The sequence below is a fragment of the Paraburkholderia sp. FW306-02-B genome (assembly GCF_058782725.1).
In genome coordinates this window covers 3209354-3227078 of sequence record NZ_JBYSXZ010000001.1, presented here as the reverse complement: position 1 = coordinate 3227078, position 17725 = coordinate 3209354, and the positions used below count along the sequence as shown (strand labels likewise).

Sequence of the window (17725 nt, the reverse complement as noted above, 5' to 3'; positions counted from 1 at the left end):
ATCGGCAGTGTCTGTGACTTCCGGATGACGTTAAAATTGCGGCGTGCCGCCTGGGTCGCGGGTTGTTCGGCGCGGCTTCGTCCGGTTTGGTGCGCCCGCGGCACAATGGTAGAATCGCGTCCGCCCTTGCCGGGGTGATGAAATTGGTAAACATAGCGGACTTAAAATCCGCCGCTTCACGGCTTGCCGGTTCGAGTCCGGTCCCCGGCACCAGGAATTCTTCCCAAGGATTCCGTTGAAATCCAGAAACCCGCCATAGATTATGGCTTTGCGGGTTTTCTATTTCCCAGAGAGTCTGCACAGTTCCGTTGATATCTGGAGTATGTGGGGCATCTTAGGGGGCATGTTGGCGAAAAAGCCGACGTCCTTGCAAAAAATGCCTCCAGGAGTGAGGTCGGTCGGAAGCCGTGGACGTCAACGGGTTAAGCAGCGACCTGATTCAGATAGTCGCGCTGCGTGAATGCCACGGGCGACAGATAGTCGAGACGGGCCCGCGTGCGTTGCCGGTTGTAGAACATCTCGATGTATTCGCTGACTGTGCGCTTTGCCTGCCCGCGTGTCGTGAATCGCTGATGATAGACCCGTTAACTTTTTAGCGTTCCCCAAAACGATTCAATCGGCGCGTTGTCGAAACAGTTTGCCCGGCGACCCATTGACGTCTGCATCCGGAACTGGCCGACAAGCTCCTGGTATGCGTGAGCGCAATATTGACTGCCGCGACCGGTGTGGTGGATAAGGCCGGCTGGCGGACGCTGCGAGGTAACCGCGCGGAACAATGCCTGCATCACCAGATGCTTCGCCAGACGCTCGCTCATCGCGTAACCAACCAGTTCTCCGCTGAACAGGTCTTTCAGGCCTGCGAGGCATAGCCAGCCTTCGTCGGTCGCAATGCAGGTGATGTCACTGCATCACGCCTGATTCGGTGCAGTTACCTTGAAATTCCGGTTCAGCAGGTTCGGCGCCACCGGTAGGTCGTGCTTCGAATGGGTCGCCGCCTTGAATTTGCGTTTCTGCCTGCACTTCAGCCCAAGCTTTTTACGTAGCCTTTTTCTGCGGTGAACGCCGACCCGCACGCCTCGTTCCTCGAGGTGCCTCTGCAAGCGTTCGGGACCAAAGCGCTCATCTGTGCGCTGATGTATCGCGAGTACTTCGGCTTCGAGGCGTGGTTCCCGTTGTGCTCGCAACGACAGCGGCCGTTTGCGCCACGCGTAATAGCCGCTCACGGAAACACCCAGCAGCCGGCACATTGGTGGTACCGGGTAGTCCTGTCGCATCTGTTCAATCACGCCGTACCTCACCACGACGCCTTCGCAAAGTGCATCGCGAATTTTTTTAGTAAGTCGCGCTCCATCTTCACTTCGGCCAGTTCGCGCTTGATGCGCCCCAGTTCCGCTTCGATTTCCGTGAGTGGCTTCTGATGCTCTCCGACGCGGTCCAGTTCGCCGGCCTTCGCGGCGCGTACCCAGTTCGCCAGCGTCTTCACCGATATTGAAAGTTGACGGGCAGCCTCCGATATGCCGACACCGTCGGTCATTGCCAGCTTCACAGCCTCTTCACGAAATTCCTTCGTGTAGACAGCCCTGGGGATTCGATTCATATGTGCGTCCATTCCTGAATTCTACGGAATGTCGGCGTCTACTTTCTCCGGCCGCCCTCACCTGCAAACCCGTACGGCCGACAAGTTCCGCACTCGTGGATAAACCAACGAAATTTCGAAGAACTGCGATATCGGGGCGAGCAGTCCATCACTAATCTTTCGGCCTAGGGAAGCGGGGGAAGGTGTTCCACGCGACTTGCTATCACTAATTTACGCTGGCTTTTGAGGCGTCCGGTCGATCGCTCGCGTCACGGGCGATCGAATCGGCTTGCTGATTGAATGGAGATTGATAAGGGTCATGAAATATCTTGCGCTGTTGCTTGTAGCAGCCCTTGCGGGGTGTTCGTCGTCTTCCACGCCGTTAACTAACGATTATTCGATAAAGACGGACAGCGGTGTTCAGCGCTTCCGCGTAGCCTGTTCGGGGCTGTTGGGTGGGAAGGACGTCTGCCTGCGCAGGGCGAAGGCCATTTGCGGCGACCAGAGTGTCAGTCTGGTCGGTGCTCCGGAGCGTGACGCAGTGATATTCCAATGTGCAGCGCCTCAGTCTCCCGTGCGGAAGTGATCTGGCGGTTGTTGGCCTGAAGAGGCGGTAAGCCTGTCGACTTGATGAGAAATGGAAATTTTCGAAAATGAAAAGTATCGCTTTTGTTGTCCTGTTGTTTCTCGCTGGGTGTACCGTCTATTCGGGGCCTACCGCAAACATGCGACCGGTGGGCAATGGGCATGGTGACGAACAGGTGTATCAGGTCGAATGTACGGGGCTCTTTGAGGAGACCGGTTCCTGCCTGAGCAAGGCGCAGGAGATGTGCGCGATCCAGCCCGGCTCGCCGGCGCTTCACGTTATTGAGCAGATTGCACCGCGCGGTCGCACGCCGGATCGGCTTCTGTTCCGGTGTGAGGTTTCCCGAATGTCCGTCCCGGCTGCTGTGCCTGCTCCCGCTTCCGCGCCAGCCCCTGTTCAGTCGCCGGCGAAGGTATTGCTGCATGGCGACGCGCTGTTCGATTTTGACAAGTCCACGCTCAAGCCTGCTGGTCGGCGAGCGCTGGACAAGCTCATCACTGACGCGGGTGGAACGCGATTCCGCGTGGTTCAGGTCTCGGGCTATACGGACTCTATCGGCTCTGAGAGCTACAACAATGCATTGTCGACGCGTCGGGCACGCACAGTTGCGACTTATCTGCGGGAGCATGGATTGCAGGCGGATCGCTTCGTTGTGAATGGCTTCGGTAAGTCCAACCCTGTGGCGTCGAATGCGACGGATGACGGACGTGCGCAAAACCGACGTGTCGAGCTTGTTCTCGAGCAGAAATAAAGGTGGTGTCGGCGATCGGCTGATCTTAATCATCCGCTAGATGCTGATCGTGGTTCGAGGAGCGTGGGTGAAGGGATCGGCGATTTTGGGGGGCCGCAAATCGCCGGCGAATTCGGCGTGCGGGCTCTCGCCGCGGAAGCCGGATCGCCCCAAAGCAAAATTATGCCGACATGTGACCGCGCAGTCCGTTTCCCAGTGACTGCGCTGGGTTGGCCGTCTTCGACTCGTCCTCTCGTACCGAGCTAACGGATGGAGTCGCCTGATATTTCGAATAAATGCGATATCGGGCGCTGTTGTCTCTCGGTATCTTTCATGGTTTAGAGGAATTCGTTGGGCTGATGGCGGACTAGTGGCACGTGGTGGCGCCTTTGTATTCGGTCGCAGCTGGGTGGCTTCTAATTATCTGAAGGCGGTATCACTGACTTGGGTACACGTTTTCTGATCCTTTTGCTCATGTAGTAGTGCGAATTTAATAACGGTATAGGAGTAGAGGTTTGAACAAGATCTTCAAAACAGTATGGTGCGAAAAGACGCGTACCTGGGTCGCGGTGTCCGAAGAGGCGACCGGGCACCGCGGTGCGACTTCTAGCACTGTTGCGTCGGGCGGGAGTCAGAAAAAGCTGCTTCGCCTGTCGATGTTCGCTGTGGCATCGCTCTCCGCCATGGGCTTCGTTGGGCCGTTCCAGTCGAGCGCAATGGCGGCCAACAGCGCGTCGATGTGCGTCAATTATGGCGGTTCAGCTGGCGGCTACTCGGCAGGCATGACGATTTTTAATGTCTGTAACGATCCGGCGTCTTGGGCGGGCGGCGTGCAGGTGGCCGGCTCCGGGGATTGGGTGGGTCTCAATGCGGACGGCACGCAGGTCGTTGTGGACGGTACGAAGGGGGAAGTCTATTTCCGCCCCGGTGGCGAGACCGGAAACATTCTCACCATGTCGAACGGTACGGGCGGCGTAACCCTCTCTGGCCTGGCTGCGGGCATCAATGCTACCGACGCAGTGAATATGTCGCAGTTCACCTCGCTGTCGACTACGGTCGCCGGTTCGGGATTCGGACTGGTGTCGCAGGATCAGACTACAGGTGCACTCTCGGTAGGCGGGACCGCTGCAGGTGCCACGGTCAACTTCGCCGGTACACAGGGCAATCGCACGTTGACGGGTGTTGCAGCGGGCGTGAATCCAACCGACGCTGTCAACATGGGTCAGTTTTCGACGCTGTCGACCGCCGCAGTCGCGTACGACGGCGTTTCTCACAACCGGGTGACGTTGGGCGGAGTGGATCGCACGTCGCCTGTCATGTTGACCAACGTGGCCGCAGGCGTGGACGCTCTGGACGCTGTGAACATGACGCAGCTCACGACGCTCTCCACGTCGACTACGTCAAGCGTGGCTTCGCTTTCGACTGCAGTTATTACCGCGGGCATTGGTCTGGTCAGTCAGGATCAGGCCACGGGCATCGTTACCGTCGGCGCGAACGTCGGCGGCACGAACGTGAACTTCGCCGGCATTCAGGGCACACGCACGCTCTCGGGTGTGGCCGACGGTGTCAATGCGACCGATGCGGTGAACTTAAGCCAGCTCACCTCGCTGTCGACGTCGAACGCAAGTCAGTTCGGCTCGCTTTCCACCGCACTGAACACGGGTCCCGGGATTCTGGTACAGAACACCTCCACCGGCAATATCACGCTGGGCGCAAACATCGTCGGTACCAGCCTGAATATCGCCGGCACCCAGGGCGCGCGCACGCTCTCCGGTGTGGCTGACGGTGTGAATGCAACGGACGCCGTTAATGTTAAGCAGTTGACGTCCCTGTCGACCGTTACGTCCGCTGGTCTCGCTTCGACCGCTGGCGATGTTGCTTCCCTGTCGACCGCCCTCGGCACATTCAACGATAATCTTGCGTCGTTGTCGACGGGCGCTCCGTCGTCCGAAACCAGCAACGCGTCGCTGTCGACCGCTCTTGCAAGCACTGTCGACGATGTCACCTCGCTGTCGACCAGCCTCGGCGGGATTAACTCGAATCTGAGCAACGTCGGCAATAGCGTGACGAACCTGCAGACGGCGATGGCCAATGCCGTTGCGTATGATGACTCGGTCAAGGGACAGGTTACCTTCGGCGGTGTCGGCGCGACGATCCCTGTGCTGCTCAGGAATGTTGCCGCCGGCTCCATTTCTGCAGGGAGTACGGAAGCGATCAACGGTTCTCAGTTGTACGCCCTGCAACAACAGGCATCAGAACAGTTTGGCCTGCTAACCTCGGAATTTGCTTCGTTAAGTACGTCTGTGTCGACACTGCGGGACAGTGTTGCGTCCGGCAATGGCGCCACGTCGGGTAATAATTCCGTCGCGACCGGCGACAATGCGACTGCATCCGGCGACAACAGCACGGCGACCGGCGATAACTCGACCGCTACCGGTGACAACAGCACGGCGACTGGCGATAATTCGGCCGCTACCGGCAACAACAGCACAGCGAACGGTTCGAACTCCACGGCGTCGGGCGACAACAGCACCGCGAACGGTTCAAACTCCACGGCGTCGGGCGACAACAGCACGGCTGCCGGCGACAACTCGGCTGCGACCGGTAACAGCAGCACGGCGAACGGTTCGAACTCGACGGCGTCGGGCGACAGCAGCACGGCAAACGGTGCGAACTCGACGGCCTCGGGCGAGAACAGCACGGCGACTGGTGACAACTCGGCCGCGACGGGCGAAGGCAGCACGGCGACCGGCTCGAACTCGGCGGCGTCGGGTGACAACAGCACGGCGACGGGCGACAACTCGGCGGCGACGGGTAACAGCAGCTCGGCGGGCGGCGCGAACTCGACGGCGTCGGGCGACAACAGCACGGCGACCGGCGCCAACTCGACCGCAACGGGCGAAGGCAGCACGGCGACGGGTGAAAACGCAGCAGCGTCCGGCGACAGCAGCACTGCATCGGGTAACAACTCGGCAGCCTCGGGCAACAGCAGCTCGGCGAACGGTGCGAACTCGACGGCCTCGGGCGACAACAGCACGGCGACCGGCGCCAACTCGACCGCGACGGGCGAAGGCAGCACGGCGACGGGTGAAAACGCAGCGGCGTCTGGCGACAGCAGCACTGCGTCGGGTAACAACTCGGCAGCCTCGGGCAACAGCAGCTCGGCGAACGGCGCGAACTCGACAGCCTCGGGCGACAACAGCACGGCGACCGGCGCCAACTCGACCGCGACGGGCGAAGGCAGCACGGCGACGGGTGAAAACGCAGCGGCGTCCGGTGACAGCAGCACTGCATCGGGTAACAACTCGGCAGCCTCGGGCAACAGCAGCACGGCGGGCGGCGCGAACTCGACTGCCTCGGGTGACAACAGCACGGCGACCGGCGCCAACTCGACCGCGACGGGCGAAGGCAGCACGGCGACGGGTGAAAACGCAGCAGCGTCCGGCGACAGCAGCACTGCATCGGGTAACAACTCGGCAGCCTCGGGCAACAGCAGCACGGCGGGCGGCGCGAACTCGACTGCCTCGGGTGACAACAGCACGGCGACCGGCGCCAACTCGACCGCGACGGGCGAAGGCAGCACGGCGACGGGTGAAAACGCAGCAGCGTCCGGCGACAGCAGCACTGCATCGGGTAACAACTCGGCAGCCTCGGGCAACAGCAGCACGGCGGGCGGCGCGAACTCGACTGCCTCGGGTGACAACAGCACGGCGACCGGCGCCAACTCGACCGCGACGGGCGAAGGCAGCACGGCGACGGGTGAAAACGCGGCAGCGTCCGGCGACAGCAGCACTGCATCGGGTAACAACGCCGCAGCCACGGGCAAGAACAGCACGGCCAACGGTGCCAACTCGGCTGCATCGGGTAGCGGTGCGACGGCGACCGGCGAAAGCGCAGTCGCGTCCGGCGACAACAGCACTGCGTCGGGTAACAACGCTGCCGCCTCGGGCACGAACAGCACGGCCAACGGTGCCAACTCGATCGCATCGGGCGACACGAGTTCGGCTTACGGCACGAACGCAGCGGCATCTGGCGACGGTGGTACTGCGCTGGGTGGTAACGCCGTGGCCGCCGGCACTAACAGCACCGCAACAGGTACGAATGCTGTTGCCGCCGGCAACAAAAGTACTGCCACGGGTGCCAGCGCCGTTGCTTCCGGAACTGGCAGTGCTGCGTTCGGCGAGAGCGCCAGCGCAACGGGTGCGGGCAGTGCGGCAATCGGCCAGGGGGCTAAGGCGTCTGCCGCCAACTCTGTTGCCCTCGGCGCGGGTTCAGTTGCAAGTGAGCCGGATACGGTTTCGGTTGGCTCGCAGGGTAGCGAGCGACGCATCACGAACGTCGCGCCTGGTGTCAACGCAACCGATGCCGTCAACGTCGGCCAGCTCAACGGCGCGATGTCGGGTATGCAAGGCCAGATCAATTCGATGGCCCGTAATGCGTATTCCGGTGTGGCCGCCGCTACGGCACTGACGATGATTCCGGACGTCGACCCGGGCAAGACGCTGTCTATCGGGGTGGGGACTGGTAACTACAAGGGCTACCAGGCAACTGCTCTCGGCGGGACGGCCCGCGTCACCCAGAACCTGAAGGTGAAGGCTGGTGTGAGCTACAGCAGCGGTGGCACCGTTTGGGGCGCGGGTATGTCGTACCAGTGGTAATTGCCTCACTTGCCACCGGATCTGGTCGCTGACTAAGACGTTCTCCGGCCAGATCCTCCGGCTTGGGCCGCCGCATACTCGGTATGCGGCGGCATTTTTTTTGCGAAGCGATGTTCCGCGCGGAATTGTCCGGAACCTGTCTCCATGTGCTCTGAAACGCTCGTAGAATGAATGCAGCTGATTGCCATGGCGACAGGTTGTCGCGCCGGGAAACGAGTACTCACCGCAGCGGTCTGGAGTTAAGGTGGATATAGGAATATCCGTACGCCGGGAGAGGTCGGAATCTATGGTTGACGAAAAGTACCTACGCATTGGAATTTCCGTAGACACAAGCCAGCAGCATATCTGGCAGAACGGCCCGTACCAGAATGCGATCTTTCTCGCCGCGGCGTTTCAGCGGTTGCCCTTCGTGCGCTCGGTGACACTGGTCGATGTCGCGTGCGGGAGTGTAGCCGCCGCACCAGACACGGATATCGTCAGGCCACTTCCACTCGTCACTCCACAGCATGCCGCTGACGTGGTGGACGTCCTCATCGAACTGGCAGGCGCTTTTGATCCGAAGTGGCTGGAACTGATGCGGGCGCGGGGTAAAAAGGTGGTGCTCTATCAGGCGCGCGATTCTTTTACCGAGCTTGCCGAGCCGGCACTATTCGGGCGCCTCGCTGCAGTTCGCTGGGGAATCCGTTTTGACGAAATCTGGACAATGACAAAAGACCGGCCGTTCGAGTCGATGATGCGGACAGTGCACCGGTGCGAAGTGCACGAGGTGCCTTTCATGTGGCATCCGGAATTCGTGCGACAGCGAGCGAGACAGTTACAGGCACACGGACTTGAGTTCGGATATGGTCGGCAGGTGCAAGTCGCAGGTACTGCCAACAGCGTTCGAGTGGCCATTTTCGAGCCCAATGCTTCAGTGGTCCGAAACGCCAGCATTCCGATGCTGATCTGTGACGAAGCCTATCGGCATGACAGAACATCGGTGCAGGCCATGCACGTGCTGAACAGCCTTCATATGAAGGACCATCCGACAATGCTTTACCTTGCCAACTCGCTGGATATCGTACGCGAGCACAAGGCCACGTTCCATGGATTCCACGATGTCGTGAGCTTCATGCCGCAGTTCGCAGACGCTGTCGTCGCCCATCAGTGGCAAAACGCGCAGACGTATACTGCGCTGGACGTGCTGTACGGAGACTATCCTCTGGTCCACAACGCCGAATGGATGAAAGAGGCAGGTTACTACTATCCCGATTTCGACGTCATCGAAGGTGCGCGCCTGTTGAGGCAACTTGCCCATGATCATTCCAGGACCCTGACGGATTACAGCAGCCGATCAGCGAAGGTGTTTGAGCAGGTCGACCCTTTCCAACCGGGCACCCTTGCTGCATATTCGGCAAGGCTTCTACACCTGTGCCGCAGTGAAAGGAAAGGAGAGGCCGTATGACTTCGGCGTCCGTCAATTCAGTGTTTAGCCGAAAGCTGCGTGTTGGCGTTTCGATGCACGTGCGCGCCGGGGGGCAGTCGCTCTGGGAGAACGGCATTTATCAGAATTGCATTTTCCTGGTCATGCTCCTCATGCGTTCCCCGATCGTCAGCGAGACTTACCTGGTAGTCGACGGGGCGACCGCGAATGAAGTGAAATCGAAGGAATTTCTACGGGAGTCACCGGTGCCGGTTATCGGCATGAGCGACGCAGCGACGACCTTGGACGTCATGATCGAGATGAGCGCGCAGCTTAAAAAGGACTGGATCGTTTCGTTTCGCGAGCACAAGGGAAAGGTCGTGTCGATGCGCGTAGGAAATGATTATGTGATTGATGTTGAGCGCATGATCTTCGGCAAGCCGAACGGGATGCTCATTCCCGGTGAACCGTATGACGCCATCTGGACTCTGCCCCAATATGAAAAGATTGGGGCGCCATACTACGGAAGCGCCTTTCGCGCGCCTGTGCGGATTCTCGGACACTTGTGGAGCCCGGTTTTTCTGCAACGCGAGATCGCAAATCTCCCGTCCGGTTCGTCGTTTGGCTATCAGCCCGAGCGTCGTCGCTGGCGCGTCGGCATCTTTGAGCCAAATCTCTGCCTGGTCAAAACGAGTTTTATCCCGATGCTATGCTGCGAAGCCGCACATCGAGCCAATCCTGACTTTCTTGAATATGTCAGGGTCTACAACACGCTTGCCATGAAGGAAAACGCGACCTTCGGAAGCTTCGCCCGCAGCCTGGATATCGTGAAGCACGGCCTTGCCTCATTCGAGGGGCGTTTTCCGCTGTACCGCGTCGTGGCGTCAGACGTGGACGCGATCGTGTCGCATCAGTGGGAGAACGCGCAGAACTACGTCTATTACGAAGCGCTTTTTGGTGCCTATCCGCTCGTTCACAATTCTCATCTGATTGGCGATTGTGGTTACCGTTACCATGATTTCGACTGCGAGGAAGGCGCGCTGGCACTGCAGCGAGCGTATATGGAACATGATACCAATCTCGATCACTACCGGCGAACCGCAGGCGAATTCCTGCGCGGACTTGCGCCGGAAAACGACGCCAATGTGCGAGCCTATACCGAAGCGATCGCTTCGCTCTACGACGAGCCCTGACGATCGCCTCGGATCGCGGAGCGAGCTTCGCGCACGGATGGCAGACGCCAGCCCCTTGTCTGATGCGGCTGCCGACGAGCAGGCAGGGCGGTTCGCGGCGGACTGTTGGCATTGGGTATCCGCGCCGTCAGCGCGGGAATGGATTGCTAGATGAAAAAGTTGAAAATCGGTATCACGATCGGATTGCATCATCCGGCAGAAACCCTCTGGAATAACGGGATCAAGCAGAACGCTGCATTTCTCGCCCTGGCGTTGCGCAACTGCCCGAACGTTGAGAGCGTCACGCTCGTCAATACGACGGCGACGCCCATCACCGATGCGTTGCCGTGGAGCCTCGAGCAATTTCCTACTGTCGCTTTCGATGTGGCGAAAGATGTTGTTGACATCATGATTGAGCTCGGCGGCCAGATCGACTGTAACCAGACCGATTACCTCAAGGCGAGAGGCGCGCGCCTGATATCGTATTGCTGCGGATCTGAGTATGTCCTTGCGATGGAGGCTGTCCTGTTTCGCAAGTCTTTATGGGGACCGCACCTGTTCGTCAACCAGCGGTATGACGATATCTGGGCCGTTCCTCAGGTCGCTGGGCTGAACCTGCCTTATTTCGAGGTGATCCGCCGGAAAAAAGCCCGCGTGATTCCATTTGTATGGAGCCCGGTTTTTCTGGAAGACCAGGTGAGAGCGTTGCCCGGTGGCGGTGTGTACCAGGCTTCATCGCGACCGAGGCGGCTAAGCGTGATGGAGCCGAATATCAACGTAGTCAAGTTCTGCCTGTATCCCGTGTTGATCGCAGAGCTGGCATATCGCGCACGTCCGGACAGCATTGCGCGGCTTCAGGTCACCAATGCGGAGCAGTTGGCCACGCAAAGTCCTGAATTTGTATCTTTGATGAATCAGCTAGACATCGTCCGTGACAGAAAGGCTGTCTTTGTGGGGCGATATGAAACCCCATCCTTCCTTGCCGAATACACGGATGTCGTCATATCGCATCAACTGGGAAATCCGCTTAACTATTTCTATCTGGAGGTTTGCTGGCAGGGCTATCCGTTGATCCATAACGCATCAATGTGCCGGGACATGGGCTACTACTACGAGGACAACGACGTCGCTGGTGGAGCAGACGAGTTGATCCGCGCACTGTGGTTTCACGACGCAGATGCGGTCCAATACCGGCAAGCGCAGCGCGACGCCATTGCGCGCCATTTGCCCGATAATCCGGATGTCGTTTCAACGTATTCAGGTCTGCTTGATGAAATCATGGCCCGACCGATCTGTTGAGCGAGGGTGTGCCGGACTGGCCGGCCCACCGTCTTTCGCTGCTACCTTTTGCGTGAAGTCGGCCAGGCTGGGCTTATTTTTCCTTGGTATTCAGTTCGTGGGCGACGCCACGCGGCCTTTGCGAACGTTCCAGCCGTTTATCGGCCGAGTGCACCAACCTGCAGACGACGGCGCCCTCACATGGCCAGTGGCCCCCGTGGCGAGGATCATTGTGCCGTTGGTCTCGAGAGTGTCGTCACGTGGACTCTCACCCCTACGAGCACAGGGACGCATCTGCGCATGGAGCAGTCGGGCTTCCGGCCGGATCAGCAGCAGGCCTACCAGGGCGCCAGGGGCGGGTGGCAGCAATTCTTTGCGGTCCTGAAGCCGGTGTTGGCGTGGATGGATTGATGCCGACACGATTCAAAGCCAGGAATCGAGGAATGGAAGTGGATGGGAAGCCCGGGGTGGTCTCACGACGGAATAATCGCGGTCGCCAACGCGCACAAAGAGAAGGCGAAGCTTACCTTTGCCCGGGGGGCGAGTCTCGCAGATCCTGACAAGTTCTTCAACGCGGGCCTCGAAGGCAACGCGAGACGAACGATCTATTTTTTCGAGGACGACAAGATCAATGAGCGTGCTCTAGAAAATCTCGTCCGTGCCGCTATTGATTACAATCAGAGCACATTGAAGAAGAAAGCGCCTGTGGGTACTCGAGCGAAAGTACGCAAAAGTAAAAAGACGTGAAGCTATTGATTCTTCTCGCCAATTGTCTCGCCGACTCGAGTCCGCTGCTTCGCCGGGCGTGAGGTGGAAGACGAGCGGGGCGCCTCGGGCATCGCTGAGACAATGAACTTTACAGGTGAACCCGCCCCGCGAACGGCCAAAAAAAACTTGTTCGCGAGTCCTCCTTTTGCGCCAGCAGGCGGGACCCGGCTGCGAACCGTGCGGGAGTTGTCAGCCATTGCCCGAGCAAGGGGCGTGGCGACCGCTTCCCAGCTGCCGCGAAGACACCTCATCAAATTTGGCTGGGCCCGTTCGGTCTGTCTGTCGCAGAGGGCCGAAAAGTTGTTGGTTCTTCCTCGGCGCGAGCCAATAGCGTGTTGATTGGACAGCGCATTGGCGTGGCAGAAGCGCTTAAGGGGGCTGCACCATTGCCGGATTTCTAACTCCTGCGATATGCGCGGAGTGGCGTTCGACTTAATCTGCTCCGCCTGTTATGGCGCGATGTCTGGGCAATTTGCCCACATGGGAAGCCGTTAGCAGCGTCTTCGCAGTCCTTTGCAAAGTGCGCGGTCCGGGCAACGTCGGCGGAGGCAGCCAGAATCCATGGGAGGGTTCGATGCGGGAGAATTTGTCTGTGTCATCGCTCGGCACGTACCGGGCGCATGTGAACAATGTCGGGCTCAGCCTGTTCCTGGTCCCTCTTCTGTTTGTCATGTTCTGTGCACTCCTTTTTTCGGTCTGGTATGCCGACGTTTTGAGTGGCGGCCTGGTCCTGGCTTTCGCCTTGCTTGTGACTATCATGCTGATGGTTATCGGCGTCCTCGCACTTGCGATGGTACGGACATCAAGGCAGGGATTGCTTCAACTTCGCCAGGCGTCGGTCGTCGACCGTGAGGAAGCGGAGGTGGGCTGCTCCGACCTTGGCGACGCACCCATAGCCGTCGGATTCGACCGGATTGAGACGGTTCGCTGCATATTCAGATCCGGGCAGAGCGGCGGATTTCAGGTGCGTTGCTACAATGCGAGCTGTCCTCGCTTCCGGTTCCCAGACGGTGATGAACGGTATAAGCAGCGGGAAGCATGCCGTACAATAAAAGAGCCACGTGGCGCCTAGTGCCTCGTCGCGCTGCACCGCATGTGCCTCCGGCAGGCTGGACGGTTCCGGGCCGATGTCCATGGGCGCCGAATATTCCACGCAACAGATGGCCAGACTGTTCACCGCTCTCCTGACGCGGCACATGTTTGACGATTATGCGTAACGAGTATTAGACGCCGCGTGCATGCCGCCGAAGGGGTGAGGAGGCTGCTGGTATTCGATAATCGTCTCTTGGAGTGGCCATGTTGAATGCATCCCGTCAGACGAGGGTCGTGATCGCTGACGATCATCCGGTCATTCAGCTTGCAGTTGCTGACTGTTTGAATTCGCTCCCGGGCTTCCGGGTTGTTGCGACTGTGGCTTCCGGGGACGGATTGATCAGCGAGTTGGCAGCGCAAGAGGCCGATCTCGTTGTGACGGATTTCACCATGCAGCAGGCTGACGACGACAAGGACGGTCTTCGTCTTATCACGCATCTGCGGCGGGCGTACAAACGCACGCCGATTGTGGTATTCACTATGCTGACCAATAGTGGCGTGCTTAGCCGTCTTTCCAGCATCGGCGTGGCCGGTCTTGTTGGCAAGGATGAGGCGATGGACGAATTGGGGCAGGTCTGTCTGCGCGTCATTCGCAGCGGGAAGCAGTGCCTTTCCCCCGGCATGGAGCGCAGGCTGGCCGTCGCTGGGGTGGTAAAGCCCGGTCGCCCCGATTTTCAAATGCTTACGCCAAGGGAGCTGGAAGTTGTACGGCTGTTCTCCAAGGGCATCTCACTGACCGAAATTGCGCGCATGCTCAATCGGTCGCTTGGAACGGTGGCAACGCAAAAGCGCTCTGCCATGCGGAAGCTGCACGTCGATTCGAACATTGATCTTGTGACCTGCGCACGGGAACAGGGACTGGTCTAATGCAAAAAATCCTGCAAGAGTTGGATGAGTCGCCTCTGAAGAAATTTTATTCCATTGAGTCGAACCTCAAGCGAGAGCGCCGAGTTTTCTCAATTGTCATTCTTCTTCTGATATGCGCCGCCATTGCTATCTCAGGAATGACGGTCGCGGGCCTCTTCCAGAGTGCATTCAAGCAGGAGGAGCAGGCGGCGCGTATCCACGAGAAGGAAGTCGTAGACGCATTCCTGCAGCGGCGCGTGATGTTGACAACAGCGAGTCTGGTGCTGCAGTTGCGCATGAACAGTTTGCCATCAAACGAGCATACGCCGACGCTTCATGCCTGTGGTCCGATCGCCGAAGGTCTTGGGGACAACGTTGCGCTGCGAGAAAGCTGTGATTACGCAGTGCAGCTTCTTACGAACTCGGGTCAAACGCCTGGCATTGCGATGATCATGGCAGACGGAACGTCGGCGTATGGACATCTGTTCCCTCCTGGGGACTCTTTTCCGCTTAGTCCGGGTTCGCCGTCAGCGGTTGTGGACGCGATCCTCGCGCGATTCCGGAATCGCGGCATGGATCCATTGGACGCTGCTCGGAAGAAGTGGGTCGTATGGTTCGCAGTCCATGGCGATGGTCCAGGAAAGGAACCGCGGATGATCGGTGCGTCGCTTGTCCCCAAAGACGATCGGCTATATGCCGTAGTGCTGTCAAGCATGGACGTCGATAGCCTCGTATCGCCTCTTGAAAAGGCAGGACGAGCTCAGGAACCGGTTGTCATCGATGCAGATGGCGTGCCGCTCGTTTCAACCGGGCAGACCGATCTGGTGCGTCGCATCGATGCGCGGCTCGAAGGGAAGCAGGACGGGCTGTATCACTGGATACCCAATTACGGGTGGGCATTGCGTCGGCCGGCTTTGTTCGCGGGTTTCGGACATATGACGTATCTCCTGCCTTTCTCACTGCAACTACAGACGTTACGATACGAACTGCTACTTATTCTAGGTGCGACAGTTGTCTTGGTAATACTTCTGCTAGTAGCTTACCGATACTGGAACTATCGGTTTTTGACGCGTATTTACTCCGAAGCGTCGCGGGCGCTTGACAGCGAAATGTTGAACCATCTGCTGGTTCACGCGACGCCAGTTGGCCTCTGCATCGTGCGACGTTCCAACCTCGAGATTGTTGTTGCGAATCCGATCACAAGGGCGGTACTGGGCCTGCGTATTTCAGATAAGAGGATGCCGCAGGAATTGCACAGCGCTTTCGAAGCGTCGCTTGCGGGAGAGAGTGCGGACGAAAATGATCGACATATATTCCAGTTTCCTTTTTCCCTTGCACGGGCTAACCAGCCTTCTGCTCACCTCGAAATTACCTACGCACCCGCTAAGCTTAATCAACAGGATGTATTTTTCTGTGCAGTGATAGATATGACTGCGCATTATCAGGCGGAAATCCTGCTGCGCGAAGCCAAGCTGACGAGCGACGCTGCAGCGAAGGCGAAGGTAGCCTTCTTTGCGTCGATGAGTCATGAGATTCGGACACCGCTGTCATCCCTGGTGGGCAATATCGAACTTCTCGCCCGGGGACCACTCGCCGCTGAGCAACAGGCTCGGGTGAAGGCGATGCAAACGTCGGCCCGGGGACTTTTGCAGGTCGTCAATGATGTGCTGGATTTTTCGAAGATTGACGTCGGCGAACTTAGCCTCATGGAGGAATGGGCAAACGTAACGGAGTTGCTTGGCCGGCTCGCGTTGTCCCATGCCCCGCTGGCGGAGCGGCAGGGTTTGAGGTTTTACACCGTGTACGACCGAGACATACCGTCGAGACTTCTGTTTGATCCCATCCGCGTTGCGCAGATCGTTAATAACCTATTGGGTAACGCATTTAAGTTTACCCAGTCGGGCAAGATTGTCCTGCGTGCCGGCTGGTGCGACGGCAGTCTTGAAATCAGCGTCACGGATTCAGGGATTGGAATTCCGGATGAACTCAAGCACCGACTCTTCCAGCCTTTCACGCAAGGCGACAGCAACAGGCTGACGCAAGCCCGCGGAACGGGGTTGGGTTTGTCAATCTGCGCCCGTCTTTGCGAATTGATGCACGGGCGCGTCGAACTTGACAGCACGGTTGGAGTTGGAACACGTATCGCGGTTGTACTTCCGCTCCAGGTATCCAGCGCCGATTCGGGTGCCGCTGACCGCACGCTTGGATACCGGCGTCCGGCCGTTCTTTGCAGAGCGCATGAGAATCTTGAGTGGTTGAGTAATCTCTTCGATACAGGCGACTCTGTTGTCACCACGGTGACGAATCTGAACGATCCGATCGATGCGAATTCCTATGACTTTCTGATAGCAACGGATGAGTTTAGGTCACAGGACGTTTCGGCATGGTGGGGCAGGCCCGATTCGATTTTGTGGGCGGAGCAGGCGGGCCCACTTATCCCGGTCCGGCGGGATGACGGCAGCGTTGGAGTATCGATGCATGGTATTTCTGGCCTGAAATCGGCCGCTGCAATGATCGCAGAGGGGCGAAATAGCGTCGCGACGCGGGCAAGCCCGACATGGAGCACGTCGGCAACTGCAACCATTCTGATCGCGGAGGACAATCTCCTTAATCGCAGCCTGCTTTTGGACCAGCTGACGACGCTGGGCGCGCGGGTCATTGAAGCCGCAAATGGTGAAGAAGCGCTGGCAAGATTGATGAAAGAGCCAGTAGATGTGGTGATGACTGATATTGACATGCCGCTGATGGATGGGTTTGAGCTGCTCGGCGAAGTGAGAAAGATTGGTTTGAGCGTACCGGTGTATGCGATCAGTGCTAGCGCGCGGCCAGAGGACATTGCGGAAGGAAGGGCTCGAGGGTTCACAGATTACCTGGCGAAGCCGGTTCCACTTGAAACCCTCGAACGACTTATCGAGCGGATCAAGCCCCTTGCCGGCGACGTTGCCGGCAGTGGCGACGAAGAGGCGCTTTCCGAGGTGCCGGAGGTTCCCAAAGAGTATGCAGGGGCTTTCGTGATGCAGGCAAGGCACGACACTGCAGAGTTTGAAGAGGTCGTGCGGGAAAAGTCCGTACCGCAGCTGAGACGGTGGTTGCATGGTCTGGCTGGCGGATTATCTGTACTAGGACCTTCTGCGCTGTACGAGCAGTGCCAGGAGCTTCGTTCGTACGCGCGAACGGCGGCCCAATGGGACGAAGAAATTGAACTTCAGGCGCGGGCGATCGACGCGCTGCTACAGCGGATGATTGCGACCCTTGGCGAATGACATTGTCTCGTCTTGTACATCGGTGCGATGACGAAATGTCCAGGCGAATATTGACTACCCCTTCTACGGTGCGGATTTCGGGGAAAGTGAACGCTCGTTTCGATGAAGTCGAACAAGCTGGAGGGCGGTGCTGCGTAGTGTATGGATTGTAGCGTGAGTGTTCGGGATCAGGTGGCGTCAGGCAGCATGGTCGGTCACGATGTGGCTATGTTTTCTCCTTTTCCATGGATTTGGTCACCGGCGTTACTGCGTAACGTTGCCGTCGGCTGCGCAGTTATGCGCCACGCACGTTTGGCTAATTCAAACGTTATTTCGAAGATTTGCTATACCCGCAGCGAAGTAGCTGCTTTAAGG

At 58.6% G+C, this 17725-nt stretch carries 8 protein-coding genes, 1 tRNA gene and 3 pseudogenes; 10 read left to right on the top strand and 2 right to left on the bottom strand.

The genetic code is table 11. From position 1 onward, the window contains the following. Positions 1-128: 128 nt before the first annotated feature. Positions 129-213: transfer RNA gene (locus AC3WOG_RS14245), tRNA-Leu, on the top strand. A gap of 209 nt (positions 214-422) precedes the next feature. Here the strand turns inward: AC3WOG_RS14245 and AC3WOG_RS14240 are convergent. After that, a pseudogene (locus tag AC3WOG_RS14240) lies at positions 423-1597 on the bottom strand (IS3 family transposase). A 632-nt stretch (positions 1598-2229) separates the two neighbouring features. Here AC3WOG_RS14240 and AC3WOG_RS14235 point away from each other — a divergent pair. From AC3WOG_RS14235 to AC3WOG_RS14205, 7 genes and pseudogenes are all read left to right on the top strand, one after another. Continuing rightward, complete coding sequence (locus AC3WOG_RS14235) at positions 2230-2913, top strand: OmpA family protein (RefSeq protein ID WP_492578601.1); 684 nt, start codon at positions 2230-2232, stop codon at positions 2911-2913. A gap of 494 nt (positions 2914-3407) precedes the next feature. Then, a complete protein-coding gene (locus AC3WOG_RS14230; protein ID WP_492578600.1) occupies positions 3408-7550 on the top strand; it encodes an ESPR-type extended signal peptide-containing protein in 4143 nt (1380 codons plus the stop codon). Positions 7551-7836: 286 nt separating this feature from the next. Further along, positions 7837-8994, top strand: coding sequence for a DUF2827 family protein (locus AC3WOG_RS14225; protein WP_492578599.1), 1158 nt, complete (start codon positions 7837-7839; stop codon positions 8992-8994). Beyond that, positions 8991-10145, top strand: coding sequence for a DUF2827 domain-containing protein (locus AC3WOG_RS14220; RefSeq protein WP_492578598.1), 1155 nt, complete (start codon positions 8991-8993; stop codon positions 10143-10145). Before AC3WOG_RS14225 ends, AC3WOG_RS14220 begins: the two co-directional genes overlap by 4 nt. Positions 10146-10295: 150 nt before the next feature. Further along, positions 10296-11423, top strand: a complete 1128-nt coding sequence (locus AC3WOG_RS14215) for a DUF2827 domain-containing protein (RefSeq protein ID WP_492578597.1) — start codon at positions 10296-10298, stop codon at positions 11421-11423. Positions 11424-11636: 213 nt separating this feature from the next. Then, positions 11637-11813, top strand: a pseudogene (locus tag AC3WOG_RS14210) (SRPBCC family protein); the annotation flags it as partial. A gap of 24 nt (positions 11814-11837) precedes the next feature. After that, a pseudogene (locus AC3WOG_RS14205) lies at positions 11838-12149 on the top strand (DUF1801 domain-containing protein); the annotation flags it as partial. Between the two features lie 823 nt (positions 12150-12972). On the opposite strand, the gene AC3WOG_RS14200 reads toward AC3WOG_RS14205, so the two are convergent. Then, a complete protein-coding gene (locus tag AC3WOG_RS14200; protein WP_492578596.1) occupies positions 12973-13347 on the bottom strand; it encodes a hypothetical protein in 375 nt (124 codons plus the stop codon). Between the two features lie 119 nt (positions 13348-13466). Here AC3WOG_RS14200 and AC3WOG_RS14195 point away from each other — a divergent pair, with 119 nt between their 5' ends. Then, the gene (locus tag AC3WOG_RS14195; protein ID WP_492578595.1) at positions 13467-14129 is read left to right on the top strand and encodes a response regulator; all 663 of its coding nucleotides are present in this window, start codon (positions 13467-13469) and stop codon (positions 14127-14129) included. Beyond that, complete coding sequence (locus AC3WOG_RS14190) at positions 14129-17371, top strand: hybrid sensor histidine kinase/response regulator (RefSeq protein ID WP_492578594.1); 3243 nt, start codon at positions 14129-14131, stop codon at positions 17369-17371. Before AC3WOG_RS14195 ends, AC3WOG_RS14190 begins: the two co-directional genes overlap by 1 nt. The last annotated feature ends 354 nt before the right edge of the window (positions 17372-17725 follow it).

Excerpts from the sequence above, each read along its gene's own strand:
- AC3WOG_RS14190 (WP_492578594.1), top strand. The coding sequence starts at position 14,129 with ATGCAAAAAATCCTGCAAGAGTTGGATGAGTCGCCTCTGAAGAAATTT.
- AC3WOG_RS14195 (WP_492578595.1), top strand. The coding sequence starts at position 13,467 with ATGTTGAATGCATCCCGTCAGACGAGGGTCGTGATCGCTGACGATCAT.
- AC3WOG_RS14215 (WP_492578597.1), top strand. The coding sequence starts at position 10,296 with ATGAAAAAGTTGAAAATCGGTATCACGATCGGATTGCATCATCCGGCA.
- AC3WOG_RS14220 (WP_492578598.1), top strand. The coding sequence starts at position 8,991 with ATGACTTCGGCGTCCGTCAATTCAGTGTTTAGCCGAAAGCTGCGTGTT.
- AC3WOG_RS14235 (WP_492578601.1), top strand. The coding sequence starts at position 2,230 with ATGAAAAGTATCGCTTTTGTTGTCCTGTTGTTTCTCGCTGGGTGTACC.
- AC3WOG_RS14225 (WP_492578599.1), top strand. The coding sequence starts at position 7,837 with ATGGTTGACGAAAAGTACCTACGCATTGGAATTTCCGTAGACACAAGC.